Genomic DNA, 15,890 nt, shown 5'->3' on the forward strand with positions numbered 1-15,890 from the left:
ACCCCTCAGGAGAAGGTCAGCCGCCGTGACGACGTCGCCACGGCGGCTGCGTGTTTCGCGTCAGAAGCGCTCGCAGCTGTCCTCGCCGACGATGTCGGCCCCGTCGATGCGATCGATCATGCCGAACTGACCGTCCTGGATCTGGACGATGTACATGTCGAGCACGGCCTGGTGGTCTTCGGCGCGCATGGTCTTGGAACCCTGCGGCGTGTCCCACTGAAGGCCTTCCATCGCCTTGCGCACGGCTTCCGTTTCGGTCGAACCCGCCTTTTCGACGGCAGCCTTGTAGAAGAACAGTACGCCATAGGAGTCCGTGCCGAAAAGGTCGGGCTTCTTGCCGTTCGCGGCCTCGAAAGCCTCCACGAAGGCCTTGTTCTCGGGCGTGTCGATGCCGGAGGAATAACCCACGCCGGTGACGAACCCGTTGGCCGCGGTGCCGAGCGCCTCGATGTTCTGGCCCGATACGGCGCCCGAAGCGCCGATCACTTTCAGGCCCTCGAGAAGCCCGAATTCCTGCATCTGGGTCAGGAGGCGGACGGTGTCGTTGCCCGCAGTCGCGGTGTACATCACGTCGGCACGAGCCGCGCGGATCTGGCCGAAATACTGCGAGTAGTCGTTGTTGCCGAGCGGCGCGAAGACTTCGCCCGCCGAGACGGCACCCTTGGATTCAGCTTCCGCCTTGAAGGCGGAGACGCTGGAGCGGCCCATTTCGTAATCCGGACCGACATAGAGCACGCGCGCTTCCTTGGTCTCGTTGGCAAGCCACACGGCAAGCGTCGCCGCCTGCATGTGCGCATTGGCACTCACGCGGAAGACGTTGGGCGAGCACTGGGCGCCGGTGATCGAGTCCGCATAGGACACGCTCGTTGTCGCGATGGCGTTGCTGCGCTCGGCCAGCTGTCCGACGGAAAGCGTCGCGGCGGAGTTCACAGTGCCGGTGATGAAGTTGACGCCGTTGGACGTGATGAGCTTTTCCGCCTTCTGCGTGGCAACCGCGGGGTTGGCCTCGGAGTCCTCGTAGATGAGATTCACCTGCCGGCCCATGATGCCGCCGGCCTCGTTGATCTCCTTGGCGGCCAGGTCGAGGCCCCAGCGGATCTGCTGGCCGATGCCGGCATAGGTGCCGGAGATCGGCGTCACCACGCCGATGTCGATGGTCTTGTCCTGCGCCACGGCGGGCGTGCCCAGGACCGTGCCGGCAAGCAATGCGCCTGCGGCGATTGATTTCATGTAGGTCATCTTCTTCCTCCCGGTGAGCAATTTCGCGTTGTTTGCGTTCGTTGCTGGCTTGCCGGTTGTCCGGCTTTCTTGTCCGCGCGCTCGCCATGGCGCGCGGTTGGTTCGCTCGGGCCTAGCTTGCGGTGGCCCGGGCGTGTGCGTGTCCTTCGCTGTCGAGTGCAAGGCCTTCGACGCCATCCTGCGTTTGCGTCCACACAAGGCGGATCGGCCGGTCCACGAAGGCCGGCCGCAGGAGGCGGATGGAAAAGCTGGTCGGTTCGCGGCCAAGCGCGTCATGCGCGCCGTTCATCAGCCGGAACGCGATCAGGGGTCCGTGGACGACGAGGTCGGGGTAGCCTTCCGCGTCGCGGGCATAGTCGCGGTCGTAATGGATGCGATGGGCGTTGTAGGTCAGTGCCGAGAAGCGGAAGAGCATCCGCGTGTCGGGCGTGAAGGTCTCCTCCGTCAGCACGCTGCCCGGCAGGTCCACCGGCGCTGCGGACACGCTGTCCTTGCGCGGGCCGAGATAGATGATGTTGGAGCTTTCGCTGACGCACAGCGTGCCGCCGCAGCGAAACTCCCGCTCAAGCCGCACGATCGCCATGCGCCCGCTGCCGCCTTCGCGCTCGTCCACGCCGCCGATGGTTTCGCGGATATCGACGGGTCCGGTTTCCAGCGGTGCGTGAAACGCGATTTTGGAGCCGCCCCACATGCGCCGCTCCAGCCCGAGATCCGGCAGGATGCCGCCTGCCTTCGGATGCCCGTCGCGGCCAAGCTCGCTCTGCAGCGCACCCGGCAGGCCCAGCATCAGGTGCAGGCCGTAAACGGGACGCGCGTCGTCAGGCTGCCGGTCGAGCAGGGCGCGCGCACGCGTTACGACCGATTGCGTCAGCGTGTCGGTCTCGGTGCGGCTTTGCCCGGTTATGTCGGCGTGCATGTTCATTGGCTCCGCCGCGTGGACTGAGCGTCGAACTCGGCGCGGATGGATTCGGTATGCTCGCCCAGCGCCGGCACGCGCGCCGGCTTGCGCGCTTCGCCGCGAAACCGGGCGGCGGGCAGGGGAACCATGGCTTCGCCGCTCGGCGTGCGGCAGGCCGCGCGGGCAAACTCCGGATGGCTGTCGAGGCCTTCCATGCCGTTGACTCGGCCCCAGGCGATCCCGGCCTCGTTGAGCCGCTCACCAAGCGTGTCCGCATCGCTCTTGCCGAAGACCGTACCGATGATCTCGCGCAGCGCGACGAGGTTTGCCACGCGCGCGGTGTTGTCGTTGAAGCGGGGGTCGCTGGCCAGTTCCGCATTGCCCAGCACGTGCGCGCACAGCCGCTGCCACTCGCGCTCGTTCTGGATCGCGATGAGGATCGGCACACCGCTCCCTGTCGGGAACGCGCCGTAGGGCTGGATTGTCGGGTGATTCAGGCCGACGCGCGCCGGCTCCTTGCCGCCATAGCGCCATTGCAGCCACGGCACGGCGGAGAGTTCGGCGATGACGTCGAACATCGAGATGTCGATGGTCAGGCCCTCGCCGTTCTTGCCGCGCGCGATCAGCGCTTCGAGGATGGCTTCATAGGCCGTGGTGCCGGTCGCGATATCGACAATGGAAATCCCGACGCGGCCCGGTTCCTGCGGCGAGCCGGTGATGGAGCACAGGCCGGACTCCGCCTGGATCAGTAGGTCGTAGGCCTTGCGGTCGGCCATGTCGCCGTCGCCGCGAAAGCCGGAAATGTTGCAGACGATGAGACCGGGGTTGCGCTTGCGGATTGCGTCCGGGTCGATGCCGAGCCGGTTCAGCGAGCCGGGCTTCAGGTTCTGGACGAGAATGTCCGCACGACCGATCAGGCGGTCGAGAAAGTCGAGGTCGCCTGACTGGCGCAGGTCGAGGACGAGGCTTTCCTTGCCCCGGTTGAGCCAGACGAAATAGGCGCTCTCGCCGTCCACGAGCCGGTCGTAGCCGCGCGCGAAATCACCTTCCGGGCGTTCCACCTTGATGACGCGTGCACCAGCATCGCCCAGGCGCGCGGTACACAAGGGCGCTGCGACCGCCTGCTCGACGGACACGACCAGCAGCCCCTCCAGCGGGCGGGGCGCCACCATCAGTAGGACCTCGGCAGGCCGAGCACATGCTCGGCGAGATAGGAGAGGATGAGGTTCGTGGAGATCGGTGCGACCTGGTAGAGCTTGGTCTCGCGGAACTTGCGCTCCACGTCGTATTCCTCCGCGAATCCGAATCCGCCATGGGTCTGGAGGCAGACATTGGCCGCCTCCCAAGAGGCGTCGGCTGCCAGCATCTTGGCCATGTTGGCTTCCGCGCCGCACGGCTCGCCGGCTTCGTAGAGATCAATGGCCTGGTGCACCATCAGTTCGGCTGCGCGCATCTGCGCATAGACCTTGGCGATGGGGAACTGGATGCCCTGGTTCTTGCCAATGGGCTGGCCGAAGACCGAGCGCTCGTTGGCGTAGTCCGTCGCGGTCCGGATGAACCAGCGCGCATCGCCGATGCATTCCGCCGCGATCAGGATGCGCTCCGCGTTCATGCCCGACAGCACGTAGCGGAAGCCCTTGCCCTCTTCGCCGATGAGGTTTTCCGCCGGCACCTTCACGTCGTCGAAGAACACTTCCGTGGTGGCGTGGTTCATCATCGTGCGGATCGGGCGGATCGTCATTCCGTCCTTCAGTGCGTCGCGCATGTCGACGATGAAGACCGAAAGCCCCTGCGTCTTCTTCTCCACCTGGTCGAGCGGCGTGGTGCGCGCCAGCAGGATCATCAGATCGGAATATTCCGCCCGCGACGTCCAGATCTTCTGGCCGTTGACGATGTACCGGTCGCCGTCCTTCACCGCGACGGTGCGCAGCGAGCCGGTGTCCGTGCCGGATGTCGGCTCGGTGACGCCGAAGGCCTGTAGCCGCAATTCGCCAGACGCGATGGACGGCAGGTACTTCTGCTTCTGCGCGTCCGAGCCATGCCGCAGCACGGTTCCCATCGTGTACATCTGCGCGTGGCAGGCCGCACCGTTGCAGCCTTGCGCGTGGATTTCCTCGAGGATCGCCGCAGCCGCCGAAATGGTCAGGCCCGAGCCGTCATACTCTTCCGGGATCAGCGCGCCGAGATAGCCGGCCTCGGTCAGCGCGGCGACGAACTCCGCCGGATAGCGGTTTTCGCGATCCAGCTCGCGCCAGTACTCGCCGGGAAAACCGGCACAAAGCCGCTGCACGGCCTCGCGAATGTCCTTGTGGTCTTGTGGCACGGGAACTCCTTCGTTGCGTGACAGCTAACGGGATGCCGGAGCATCGTTCAAATAGATGTTTGTTGGGGTAGCTATAGAAAATATGTATAGCGCCGCTTACGCGAGCGCGCGGGCACCGGGCCACCTGTCATCGCCGAGCAGCGAGAGCAGATGGGAGGCCAGCGCATCCGAGAACACGCGAACGACGTGTGGATGGCTGCGGTCGGTCGGCAGCGCCAGCACGATGCGCCGCAGGATTTCCGGATCGCAGATCGGCGCGGCGGTGATGTGCCCGTCGGCGAGCTCCTGCGCGATGGCAGATGGTGGCAGCACCGTCCAGCCGAAATCCGAGCGCGCGAGGTCCAGTTGGGCCTGGAGCGAATCCGCCTCCAGCCGAACCGTGAGCTTGATCTTCCGCTCCTGCACGGCGGTTTCCAGAAGTTTGCGCAGGCCGTGCTGCGGGCTGGGCAGGATCATCGGCATGGAGGAGAGTTCGCTTAAGCCGATGGGCTTGTTGATGCTCAGCCCGGCAGAGGCCGGGGCCACTGCAAACAGCGGCTCTTCGACAAGCGGCACCACCTCGTAGTTGGCAAGGCTCGGCAGGTCGTACAGCAGCGCAATATCGACCTGTCGGCGCGCCAGCCACTCCACGAGGAAGCCCGCATAGCCGGTGACGAGGCGCAGCGAGACAAGCGGATTGTCGGTCGCGAAATCGCGCGCAAACGGCACCAGCGCCCGCTCGCCGAGGCTTGGGATCGCCCCGCAGAAAACATCGCCCGTCAGTGTCCCGCGCACCGCCTGCAAGTCGGCACGGGCATGTTCAACGTCGCGCAGGATGGTTCGCGCGTGCTGCAGCAGGCGCTCGCCGGCTTCGGTCGGCTTCATGCCGCGCCCCTGCCGCTCGAAGAGCACGACGTCGAACTCTTCCTCCAGCATCCGGATCTGGCGGCTGAGCGCCGGCTGCACGGTGTTGAGGCGGTCTGCGGCACTTGTCAGGCTGCCGGTTTCGGCAACCTGGATCAGGGTTCTGAGCTGACGGAGATCCACGGCACGCCCCACAAAGGTATCACGGATTTGAATAGCACATAAAGAAACAAACTATTTTTGCAAAGGCTTGGTGCGTGCCTAGTCTGCCTCACGACACAAACGCTCAACGAGAAAAACCACCAGTGAGGTCCCCATGGAGGCTGCAAAGCGCAGTGATACCGATCGTGCGCCTTGGCAGGACGTGCTGTTCGACTGTCTGAAGCGAAACGAGGTCCGGCAGGTGCCATACGTTCCCGACGCCGGCCACAGCCACGTCATCCGCAGCGCCCAGGCAGATGCCGACATGACGGCCTATCCGCTGACCACCGAGGAAGAGGGCGTTGCCGCCGTGTGCGGTGCATGGCTTGGCGGCGACCGGTCGGTCCTGCTGATGCAGTCGAGCGGTGTCGGCAACTGCGTCAACATGCTGAGCCTCATCAACAATTGCCGCGTGCCCTTCGCGACCGTCGTGACGATGCGCGGCGAGATCGGCGAGTTCAATCCCTGGCAGGTGCCCATGGGCCGCGCGACCCAGGCCTCCTTCGAGATGATGGGCGTCACCGTCCACCGCGTCAGCACGCCGGAAGAGGTCGGCCCGGTCACGGACGCGGCCCTGCACGATGCGTTTCTTGGCGATCAGCCGGTCGCGATCCTGCTGTCCCAATCCCTCATCGGCCGCAAGAAATGGACGGAATAGACATGGCAAGCCAGGCAACCAATGCGCGGCTGGACCGCCGTGAAATCGTCGAGAAGCTGCTGGAAAAGCGTGACGACCTGCTGGTCGTGACCGGGCTGGGTTCATCGGCCTATGACGTGGCGGCGGTTGGCGACAGCCATCGCAATTTCTATCTCTGGGGCGCCATGGGCGGCGCGGCCATGGTTGGGCTCGGCCTCGCGGTCGCGCGTCCGGACCAGCACGTCGCGGTCATCACCGGCGACGGCGAACAGCTCATGGGCATGGGCGCGCTGGCGACGATTGCCGCGCGCAAGCAGAAGAACCTGACTGTCGTGGTGCTCGACAACCAGCACTATGGCGAGACCGGCATGCAGGCGAGCCACACGGGCCTCGGCGTCGACCTCGTCGGCGTGGCCAAGGCCTGCGGATTCAACTGGACGATGCGGGTGGAAGACGAGAGCGGTCTCCCCGATCTCATCGCGAAGCTGAAGTCCGGCGAAGGGCCGGGCTTCGCGTCCGTGCTGATCGAGGCCAAGCCCTATCCGCGCGCACTGCCGCCGCGCGACGGCGTCGAGGTCAAGAACCGGTTCCGCCGCGAGCTGGGTCTGGAGACCATATGACCGAACGCCTCGAACAGTTCCGCAACGTCGTCGGCGGCAAGCGGGTCGAATCCGCTGGCGGCCAGTGGATCGACAGCCACGACCCCTACGCCGGGTCCGCCTGGGCGCAGGTCCCCCGATGCACGCCGGACGATGTCGAGGCGGCGGTCACCGCAGCGCGCAACGCATTTGAATCGCCGGAGTGGCGCGACATCACGCCGTCGGCGCGCGGCAAGCTGCTGTGGAAGGTCGCGGACCTGATCGAGCGTGATGCCGAACGGCTGGCGCGGCTGGAAGTGCGCGACAACGGCAAGCTCTTCGCCGAGATGCACGGCCAGCTTCGCTACATCCCGGAGTGGTACCGCTACTTCGGCGGCCTTGCCGACAAGATCGAAGGCAGCGTCATCCCGACCGACAAGGCGCAGATCTTCAACTACACCCTGCGCGAACCGCTCGGCGTGGTCGCCGCAATCACTCCGTGGAACTCGCCGCTGCTGCTGCTGACGTGGAAGCTTGCCGCGGCACTCGCCGCCGGCAACACCGTCGTCATCAAGCCCTCGGAACACGCGTCCGTTTCGACGCTGGCATTCGCCGAACTCTTCGAGGAAGCGGGCTTTCCGCCAGGCGTCGTCAACACGGTGACCGGCTTCGGCGCGGAAATCGGCGATGCGCTCGTCACCCATCCGAAGGTTGCCAAGGTCGCCTTCACCGGCGGTGATGCAACCGGCGCAAGCGTTGCGGCCAAAGCAGGCGAGCACATCAAGCACGTCTCGCTCGAACTGGGCGGCAAGTCCGCCAACATCGTATTCGACGATGCCCCGATCGATGACGCGGTGCGCGGTGCCATCGCGGGCATCTTCGCCGCGTCCGGCCAGACCTGCATCGCCGGTTCGCGGCTGCTGGTCCAGCGGTCCATCCAAGATGAATTCGTCGAGAAGCTGGTCGCCTTCGCGCGCTCGGCGAAACTCGGCAACCCCATGGACGAGGACACCAATGTCGGCCCGGTGACGACCCGCCAGCAGCTCGACACGGTACTGAAATATATCGACATCGGCCGGAGCGAGGGCGCGACCTGCGCGCTGGGCGGCGGGCGACCGGAAGGCACCGAGCTGGGCGATGGCTGGTTCGTGGAACCGACCATCTTCACCGGCGTCGACAACGACATGCGCATTGCCCAGGAGGAAATCTTCGGACCGGTTCTCAGCGTGATCCCGTTCGACGACGAGGCCGACGCGCTGAAGAAGGCCAACCAGATCGCCTACGGGCTTGCCGCCGGTGTCTGGACGCAGTCGATGCCGCGCGCGATCCGCATGGCGGCGCGTCTCGAAGCCGGCACAGTCTGGGTGAACACTTACCGGGCCGTCAGCTACACGTCGCCCTTCGGCGGCTACAAACGCAGCGGCCTTGGCCGGGAGTCCGGCCAGAAGGCAATCGAGGAATATCTCCAGACGAAGAGCGTCTGGATCAGCTGCGCGGACGGGTTCTCCAATCCGTTCGTGCTGCGCTAAGCGGCCGCGAAGCGCCGTGAAGCAACCAGGGAGGACGGAGGCGTTGGCACAAAGGGCCATGCGATGAAGCCCGCCGTCAGCGAAGGCGGAGACGGGCAGGACGGCTGGTTCGGCAAGCCGGTGGAGCGCCTCGAGGACGAGGCGCTGCTGACCGGTCATGGCCGGTTCATGGACGACCTCGAGCCGGTGGCGGGACTGCGCCACGCGGCCATTCTGCGTTCGCCCCACGCCCACGCCATGATCCGCTCCATCGACGTTTCCGCCGCGGCAGCCTTGCCCGGCGTCGAGGGTGTCGTGACCGGTGCGGAAATCGCATCGCTGCTGAAGCCCATATCGAGCGTCATCCACTCGCCGATTGTCTATTTCCCCTGTGCGGTGGACCGGGTGCGCTATGTCGGCGAGCCGGTTGCCGTGGTCGTCGCACGCGACCGCTACATCGCCGAGGACGCGCTGGACCTCATCCGGGTCGAGTACGACCCGCTGCCGGCGGTGGTCGATCCGGTCGAGACGCTGGAACCGGGCGCGCCCGTGCTGCACGAGAAAGTCGGTTCCAACCTCGCGCTGGAGCGCCGTCATTCCTATGGCGATCCCGATACCGCGTTCGCGCAGGCAGCCCACACCTTCGAACTCGACTACCGCTTTCCGCGCTACATCGCGACGCCGATGGAGACCTTCGGCGTCATCGCGAATTTCGAGCAGGCCCCGGACCGCTACACGGTCTGGTCCAACTTCCAGGGGCCGTTTATCCTGCACCCGCTGATGGCGGCATCCCTCGGCATCCAGGGCAACCGGCTGCGCCTCATAACTCCGCCCAACAGCGGCGGCAGCTTCGGCGTGAAGCAGGCGCTCTATCCCTACATCGTGCTGCTGGCCGCCGTGAGCCGAATGCTGAAGGTCCCGGTGAAGTGGATTGAGGATCGCGGCGAGCACCTGACGGCGGCCACCGCCGTCAGCGACCGCTGGGGCAGGATCCGCGCTGCCTTTGACAAGTCCGGCAAGCTGACCGCGCTGCACTACGACAACCTCGCCAATATGGGCGCCTATGTGCGCGCGCCGGAGCCGGCATCGCTCTACCGCATGCACGCGGCCTCCAACGGCGCATACGCGGTCGAGAACATCCTCGTCGAAAACCGCATCGTGGTGACGAACACGCCGCCGGTCGGCCTCAATCGCGGCTATGGCGGCCCGCAGTTCTACTTTGCGCTCGAACGCATGATGGAGCTGGCCGCGCGCGGCATGGGCCTCGACGTCGCCGAGATCCGCCGCCGCAATTTTGTACCCAGGGACGCCTTCCCGTATCGCACCTGCGGCGGCTCCATCTATGACGCAGGGGACTACGAGGCCGCCCTCGATGAACTGCTTAATGTCGGCGGCTATTACGACCTGAAGACGAGGCGCGAAGCCGCCCGGCGTGAAGGCCGCATCTTCGGCATCGGCTTTGCCATCGGCACCGAACCGTCCGGCTCCAACATGGCCTATGTCGGCCTTGCCCAGACGCCGGAACAGCGCGCGAAGTCAGCCCCCAAGTCCGGCGGCATGGCGACCGCGCACATCGCCATGGACCCCGGTGGCCGCGTCACGGTGAGCCTCGATTCGACGCCGAACGGGCAGGGCCACGCCACCGTCGCGACACAGATCGTGGCGCAGAAGCTCGGCATGCGGCCCGAGGACATCGAGACCGTCACCCAGATGGACACGCTCAATTCCGTCTGGTCCGTCGCGTCCGGAAACTATTCCAACCGCTTCGCCTCCATCGTCGCCGATACCATCGACGAATGCGCCGAGAACGTTGCGACCAAGCTGCGGCGCATCGCGGCCAGTGCGCTGAATGCCGACCTCGCAAACATCGAACTGGCCGACGGCGTTGCCCGCCTGATCGACGATCCCGACAAGAAGGTGCCCGTCGGCAGGCTCGCAGCAGGAAGCCACTGGCACACGCGCGGCATGCCGCAGGGTGTCTCGCCGGGCATCTCCGAAACCGTGATGTTCTCGCCTGACGTGCTCGGCACGGCCGACAGCGAGGACAGGGTCGCCTCGGCGGTGACCTACGGCCTCGTCGCCGACCTTGCAGCCGTCGAGATCGACCCCGAAACCGGCAAGCTCGAAATCGTGAAATACGCCTCGGTCCACGATGTCGGCGTGCAGTTGAACCCGCTCGTCGTCGAGGGGCAGGTGCGCGGCGGCTTCCTGCATGGGCTCGGCGCGGCGCTCATGGAAGAGCTGGTCTACGACTCGCAGGGCCAGTTCCTGTCCGGCACCTTTGCCGATTATTCCTGCCCGACCGCCATGGAAGTGCCGGACGTTTCGCTTGGCCACACCACGACGCCCTCGACCGCAAACCGTCTCGGCGCCAAGGGCATGGGCGACGGCAGCTCGATGCTGACACCCGCTGCCATCGCCAACGCGGTGGCCGATGCCTTCGGTCGCGAGGATGTCGTTCTGCCGCTCAACCGCTCGCGGCTCTGGCGCATGGCAAACCCCGATGCCGATATCGAGGACAAGACACCCTCCGGCGAGGCCAAGTCCGACGACCTCACCGGCGAGGGCACCGTCCTCGTGCCGATGAGCCCGCAGGAAGTCTGGGACCGCCTGACCGACCCGGACGTGCTTGCCAACATCGTGCCGGGCTGCCGCAAGCTGACCAAGGACGGCGAGAACCGTTTCCAGGCCGAGGTCGAATTGCGCGTCGCCGCCATGCGCGGCGTCTTCTCCGCCACCATCGACATGCGCGATCCGGTGCCGCCCAAGAGCGTCCATCTCGTCGGCACGGTCGCCGGCGAACTGGGCTTTGGCCGCGGCGACGGTCACGTGACGCTGGAACCGGAAGGAGACGGCACGCGGCTGTCGTATCGCTACCGCGCCCGCGTCGGCGGCAAGGTCGCAAGTGTCGGCCAGCGGATGCTCGGCAAGGTCACCGAGGTTCTGATTGGGCGCTTCTTCCAGGCGCTGGCGTCCGAGCGCAAGCCGGGCGTTCTGGGCCGCATCCGCGCGCTGTTCGGCAAGTCTGGGGCAAGCGCATGAAGCCGGTCGCCTTCGATTACGTCTGCCCCGAAAGCATCGAGGAAGCACTGGGCCTGCTCTCCGAATACGGCAGCGATGCCGTGGTGATGGCGGGCGGCATGTCGCTCGGACCGATGCTCAACCTGCGTCTGGTCAAGCCGTCGGTGGTGATCGACATCGGCCGCATCGAGGCGCTTCGTGCAATTGATGCAGGAACTGACACGGCAACGACGGGCGCGACCGTGCGCCAGAGCGATGCGCTCATCGACGAGACACTCACCGGCCACGTGCCGTTGCTCGGGCTGGCGCTTCCCTGGGTCGGGCACGTGCAGACCCGCAACCGCGGCACGCTCGGCGGGTCGGTTGCCCATGCCGACCCGAGCGCCGAAACGCCGCTCTCGCTCGTGACACTGGGCGGTAGGGTGCAGCTTCGCTCGCGCCGTGGCAGCCGCAAGGTCGCTGCCGACGAGTTCTTTCTCGGCATGCTGACCACGGCCCGCTCGCCCGAGGAGATGATCACCGGCCTTGAATGGCCCTGCGCGAAGCCGGGCGACCATGTCGCCTTTGCCGAGATTGCAGAACGTCACGGCGACTTCGCGGTTGCCGCCGTCGCCAGCCGTGTTCGCATCGAGGGCGGCAAGGTGTCGGAGGTCTCGATCGGCGTCGGCGGCGTGGAAGACCGGCCCGTCCGCTTCCGCCCGGACGCCGCCGGCGAAGTGCCGTCCGATGAGCTTGCCACCGCGCTCGCCGAAGACGTTGCAAGCAAGCTTGAACCCATCAGCGATCACAGCGCCTCGGCCGGCCAGAGGCGCGCGCTGGCGCGCACCCTCGTGCGCCGCACCCTGACGACGGCGTTCTCGCAGACCACGGAGGCCGCCGCATGAGCGCGCAGGTGAAGAAGGGCGACCAGCGCCACGCCGTGACCCTGACGGTCAATGGCCGCGAGCGCACTGGCGAGGCGGCGCCGCGCATGCTGCTCAGCGATTTCCTGCGCCACGAGATGGGCTGCCTCGGCCTGCATGTCGGCTGCGAGCATGGCGTGTGCGGGGCCTGCACGATCCTGCGCGACGGGCGCGCCGAGCGAAGCTGCACCCAGTACGCCGTCCAGGCCGAAGGCGCGGACATCCGCACGGTTGAATCCTTCTCCGGCGAGGACGGGCTGAACGACCTGCAACGCGCGTTCCGCCGCCACCACGCCCTGCAATGCGGGTTCTGCACTGCGGGCATTCTCGCCTCGGCAACGGAATTCCTGGAGCGCAACAAGGCCCCGAGCGAGGCGCAGGTGCGCGACATGCTGTCGGGCCATATCTGCCGCTGCACCGACTACAGCGGCATGGTCCGGGCCATCCTCGAAGTCGCGCAGGCGCGCGGCGGGGAGGGCGGGGAATAGCCATGGATCTCGGCACCCTGTTCCAGTTCGCAGTCAATCGCAGCCCCGACGCACTCGCTGTCGTGGATGGCGACACGCGCCGGACCTATGCCGAGTGGCTTGGCGAAATCCGTGCCGTCACGGGCGCGCTGCGCGAGATGGGGCTGAAGGCTGGCGACCATTTCGCCGTCGTCATGCGCAACCGCTACGAGACCGCGACCCTCTATTGGGCTTCGCACATGCTGGGCGTGATCTTCACGCCGATCACGTGGCGCGCCACCGCCGACGAACTTCGCTACTGCCTTGAAGATTCCGAGGCCGTCGCCGTCGCCTTCGACGATGGGCCGGAGGCGCGCATCGGCGAGGCGCTCGCAGACCTGCCGATTGCGCCGGAACGCTGCATCGTGGGTCCGGGCGGGCAGGGCGAGGGCCACAGCTTCGAAAGCCTGCTGTCAGCCGACCCGGTCGATGCACCTGCTGCACCGGATGCCGAGAGCACCTGCCTGATGCTCTACACATCCGGCACGACAGGGCAGCCGAAGGGCGTGCCGCGCTCCCACCGCGCAGAGCACATGGCAGCGCTCTCGCAGCTCGTCCACAACCGTTACCGCTACGGCGCGTCGTCCATTGGCGTGATGCCGATGTTCCACACCATGGGCGTGCGGATCATGCTGTCGACGGCGATGATCAACGGCAAGCTTGCCTGCGTTCCTGCCTACAGCCCGCAGACGGTGATCGAGCTGGTCGAGCGCGAGCGCATCGACAGCGCCTTCCTCGTGCCGACCATGTTCCACGACATCCTGCGCCACGCCGATTGCGACAAGGCGGACATGCGCTCGCTCACGCACGTGGGCTATGCCGGCATGTCCATGACCACCGCGCTGACGCAGGCCGTGCGCGAGCGCTTCCAGCCCGAGGTCTTCGCGAACTACTACGGCTCCAGCGAGATCTACACCTTCGCGGTGTGTGACTGGCTCGACCGCAAGCCCGGCTGTGCGGGGCGGCCCGGCGTGAACCAGACGCTGCGCATCGTCCCCACCGAAACGCCACCGGAAGACATCGACGCGGTGCTGCCCGCTGGCGAGACGGGCGAGATCGTTGCCAGCATGTCCAGCCCTGAGGCCTTCTCCGGCTACTGGAAACGCCCTGATGCCGACGCGAAGTCCCTGCATGCGGGCTGGTATCGCACCGGTGATCTCGGAATGTTCGACGAGGACGGCGATCTCTTCGTCGTCGGCCGTGTCGACGACATGATCATTTCCGGCGGCGAGAACATCTATCCCGAAGAGGTGGAGGACGTGCTGTCGCGCCTGCCGATGGTCGCGGCTGCTGCCGTCATCGGCGCACCGGACGAGCGCTACGGCAGCAAGGTCGTGGCCTACGTCATCCCCAACGAGGACGGCGTGACGGCACAGATGCTGGACGAGGCCTGCCTCGCCAGTGGCTTGGCCCGCTTCAAGCGCCCGCGTGAATACCGCTTCGTCGAAACACTGCCGCGCTCGGCTTCGGGAAAGCTGCTGCGCCGGATGCTCAAGACGTCAACCGACACAAACTGAAACGCAACAAAGGACGAAACAATCATGGCCAAGGATTATGCAGAGCTGCGCGGTTCGATCCTGCGCGATCTGGACGGAATGCGCTACGAGGTCGACACCGAGAACAAGATCGGTTTCCTGATCTTCGACCGCCCGCCACTGAACATCGTTTCCTATCGCGGCCGCCAGCAGATCAACGCGATCATGGAAGCCTTCAGCGAGGATGACGATGTGCGCGTCGTCGTCATTCGCGGCGCCAACGGTGTCTACACATCCGGCGGCGACGTGAAGGCGTTTCCGGACATTCCGCTCGACCGCATGACCGACCTCGCCTGGGCGATTGCCGCGCCCGAGCGCTGTCCCAAGCCGGTCATCTGCGCGATGGAAAAATACGCCATGGGCGTCGGCTTCGAACTCGCCATGGCCTGCGACATTCGCCTGGCGACCAAGGAAACCGTCGTGGCCCTGCCGGAAGTGACGCTCGGCCAGATCCCCGGCAGCGGCGGCTCGCAGCGCGTCGCGCGCATCGCCGGCACGACACGCGCCTTCGAGATGATGGCCTTCGGGCTTCGGGTGCCTGCGCAGGAAGCCAAGGACTGGGGCCTCATCACACGCGTGGTCGAGGATTCCGCCGAGATGGACAAGACCATCATGGAAATGGCCAAGAAGCTGCGTGCCGGCTCCCCGCTGGCGCTTCGCACCATCAAGAAGGTTCTCTCCACCACCTATGACGCGACCCTGACGGTCGGCATGGATGTCGAGGGACAGGCCTACGAGAAGCTGCGCCGCACCGAGGACTACCAGGAAGGCATCGCCGCCTTCGGCGAAAAGCGGAAGGCCAATTTCAGCGACACGCTTTGAGCGCTCGCTGCAATTGCAGGGGAGGGTTGCGATGAGACAAGCTTCGCACGTCTTTCAGGGGCCGTTTGGCCGCGTTGCGCATCTGCACATGCACCGCGGACTGGTGTCCCATGCCCATCCCCATTGCCACATCCTCATCAAGACAGGAGGCGCCGACAGCGCCTTCCGTGTTGGTGACCGGTTGTGCCCGCTCACCGACGACACGATGGTGCTGGTTAATGCCTGGCAGCCCCATGCCTACACGCCTCAAGCCTGCGCGGCTCCGACCTCGATCCTCGCGCTTTACATGGACCCGCAATGGCTGCGCGACATGGGCTGGGTGGATGGCGCAAGCGGCGGGCCGGATTTCTTCCCACACCCGCTCGCGCGGGCCGGCCGCGCGGTCCAGTCGGACGCAAGGGCGCTCGCCTGCTCGCTCAGCACGGATGATCCGTCAGCGATTGGCGACAGGCTGGACTGCCTGCACCAGCTGGTGTGCGACGTGGTGACCGGTCATGGGCGAACGGGGCGTGGCGCACAGTCCGGCTGCAACGATTTTCGCGTCCGCAAGGCGCTCGACCGGCTGAAATGCAGCATCGGCAGCACCTTCACGATGGAGGAGATCGCACGCGAATCCGGCCTGTCGCGTGCGCAGCTCTTTCGCGGCTTCCAGAACACCATCGGCATTTCGCCGATGCTCTATTTCAATGCCCTGCGGATTGAACGCGCGGTGCGTTATCTCGCCGAGGACGACGGAAATGTCAGCGACATCGCCGAGAAGCTCGGCTTCAGCATGCAGGCGCATTTCACCCGCTTCTTCCGGGGCAATATCGGCATGACGCCGACCCAGTATCGCAACGCGGTGCGGCTCTACCAGAACGAGCCGGTTCACTAGAGA

14 protein-coding genes are annotated in these 15,890 nt (G+C 66.0%); 9 read left to right on the forward strand and 5 right to left on the reverse strand.

Annotation, left to right across the window (positions count from 1 at the left end):
- Positions 1-60: 60 nt before the first annotated feature.
- The 5 genes from ACKTEK_RS02665 to ACKTEK_RS02685 form a co-directional block, all read right to left on the reverse strand.
- A complete protein-coding gene (locus ACKTEK_RS02665) occupies positions 61-1,239 on the reverse strand; it encodes an ABC transporter substrate-binding protein (RefSeq protein WP_409163689.1) in 1,179 nt (392 codons plus the stop codon).
- A gap of 112 nt (positions 1,240-1,351) precedes the next feature.
- Positions 1,352-2,155, reverse strand: coding sequence for an acyl-CoA dehydrogenase (locus ACKTEK_RS02670; protein WP_409163690.1), 804 nt, complete (start codon positions 2,153-2,155; stop codon positions 1,352-1,354).
- Positions 2,156-2,157: 2 nt separating this feature from the next.
- Entirely contained in the window at positions 2,158-3,309 is a 1,152-nt protein-coding gene (locus ACKTEK_RS02675; RefSeq protein WP_409163691.1) for a CaiB/BaiF CoA transferase family protein, read from the reverse strand.
- On the reverse strand, positions 3,309-4,460 hold the full coding sequence (locus ACKTEK_RS02680) for an acyl-CoA dehydrogenase family protein (protein WP_409163692.1): 1,152 nt from the start codon (positions 4,458-4,460) through the stop codon (positions 3,309-3,311). Before ACKTEK_RS02680 ends, ACKTEK_RS02675 begins: the two co-directional genes overlap by 1 nt.
- 96 nt (positions 4,461-4,556) lie before the next feature.
- Entirely contained in the window at positions 4,557-5,486 is a 930-nt protein-coding gene (locus ACKTEK_RS02685) for a LysR family transcriptional regulator (protein WP_409163693.1), read from the reverse strand.
- Positions 5,487-5,619: 133 nt separating this feature from the next.
- On the opposite strand from ACKTEK_RS02685, the gene ACKTEK_RS02690 reads away from it, so the two are divergent.
- The 9 genes from ACKTEK_RS02690 (at position 5,620) to ACKTEK_RS02730 (ending at position 15,887) form a co-directional block, all read left to right on the forward strand.
- Positions 5,620-6,162 (forward strand): phosphonopyruvate decarboxylase, encoded by a 543-nt coding sequence (locus ACKTEK_RS02690; protein WP_409163694.1) that lies wholly within the window; start codon positions 5,620-5,622, stop codon positions 6,160-6,162.
- Positions 6,163-6,164: 2 nt separating this feature from the next.
- Positions 6,165-6,761: a thiamine pyrophosphate-dependent enzyme gene (locus tag ACKTEK_RS02695; protein WP_409163695.1), complete on the forward strand. Its 597-nt coding sequence runs from the start codon at positions 6,165-6,167 to the stop codon at positions 6,759-6,761.
- Positions 6,758-8,248 carry an aldehyde dehydrogenase gene (locus ACKTEK_RS02700; RefSeq protein WP_409163696.1) on the forward strand — a complete coding sequence of 497 codons (1,491 nt, stop codon included), beginning with the start codon at positions 6,758-6,760 and terminating at the stop codon, positions 8,246-8,248. The genes ACKTEK_RS02695 and ACKTEK_RS02700 overlap by 4 nt, the downstream gene beginning before the upstream one ends.
- Before the next feature lie 63 nt (positions 8,249-8,311).
- Positions 8,312-11,269: a xanthine dehydrogenase family protein molybdopterin-binding subunit gene (locus ACKTEK_RS02705; RefSeq protein WP_409163697.1), complete on the forward strand. Its 2,958-nt coding sequence runs from the start codon at positions 8,312-8,314 to the stop codon at positions 11,267-11,269.
- On the forward strand, positions 11,266-12,132 hold the full coding sequence (locus tag ACKTEK_RS02710) for an FAD binding domain-containing protein (RefSeq protein WP_409163698.1): 867 nt from the start codon (positions 11,266-11,268) through the stop codon (positions 12,130-12,132). The genes ACKTEK_RS02705 and ACKTEK_RS02710 overlap by 4 nt, the downstream gene beginning before the upstream one ends.
- A complete protein-coding gene (locus ACKTEK_RS02715; RefSeq protein ID WP_409163699.1) occupies positions 12,129-12,638 on the forward strand; it encodes a (2Fe-2S)-binding protein in 510 nt (169 codons plus the stop codon). Before ACKTEK_RS02710 ends, ACKTEK_RS02715 begins: the two co-directional genes overlap by 4 nt.
- A 2-nt stretch (positions 12,639-12,640) precedes the next feature.
- Entirely contained in the window at positions 12,641-14,173 is a 1,533-nt protein-coding gene (locus tag ACKTEK_RS02720) for an AMP-binding protein (RefSeq protein ID WP_409163700.1), read from the forward strand.
- Positions 14,174-14,197: 24 nt separating this feature from the next.
- On the forward strand, positions 14,198-15,013 hold the full coding sequence (locus ACKTEK_RS02725; RefSeq protein WP_409163701.1) for an enoyl-CoA hydratase/isomerase family protein: 816 nt from the start codon (positions 14,198-14,200) through the stop codon (positions 15,011-15,013).
- Positions 15,014-15,044: 31 nt separating this feature from the next.
- The gene (locus ACKTEK_RS02730) at positions 15,045-15,887 is read left to right on the forward strand and encodes a helix-turn-helix transcriptional regulator (RefSeq protein ID WP_409163702.1); all 843 of its coding nucleotides are present in this window, start codon (positions 15,045-15,047) and stop codon (positions 15,885-15,887) included.
- The last annotated feature ends 3 nt before the right edge of the window (positions 15,888-15,890 follow it).

Origin of the sequence: Tepidamorphus sp. 3E244 (assembly GCF_046159835.1) — a bacterium.
Classification (GTDB): domain Bacteria; phylum Pseudomonadota; class Alphaproteobacteria; order Rhizobiales; family Tepidamorphaceae; genus JACKJK01.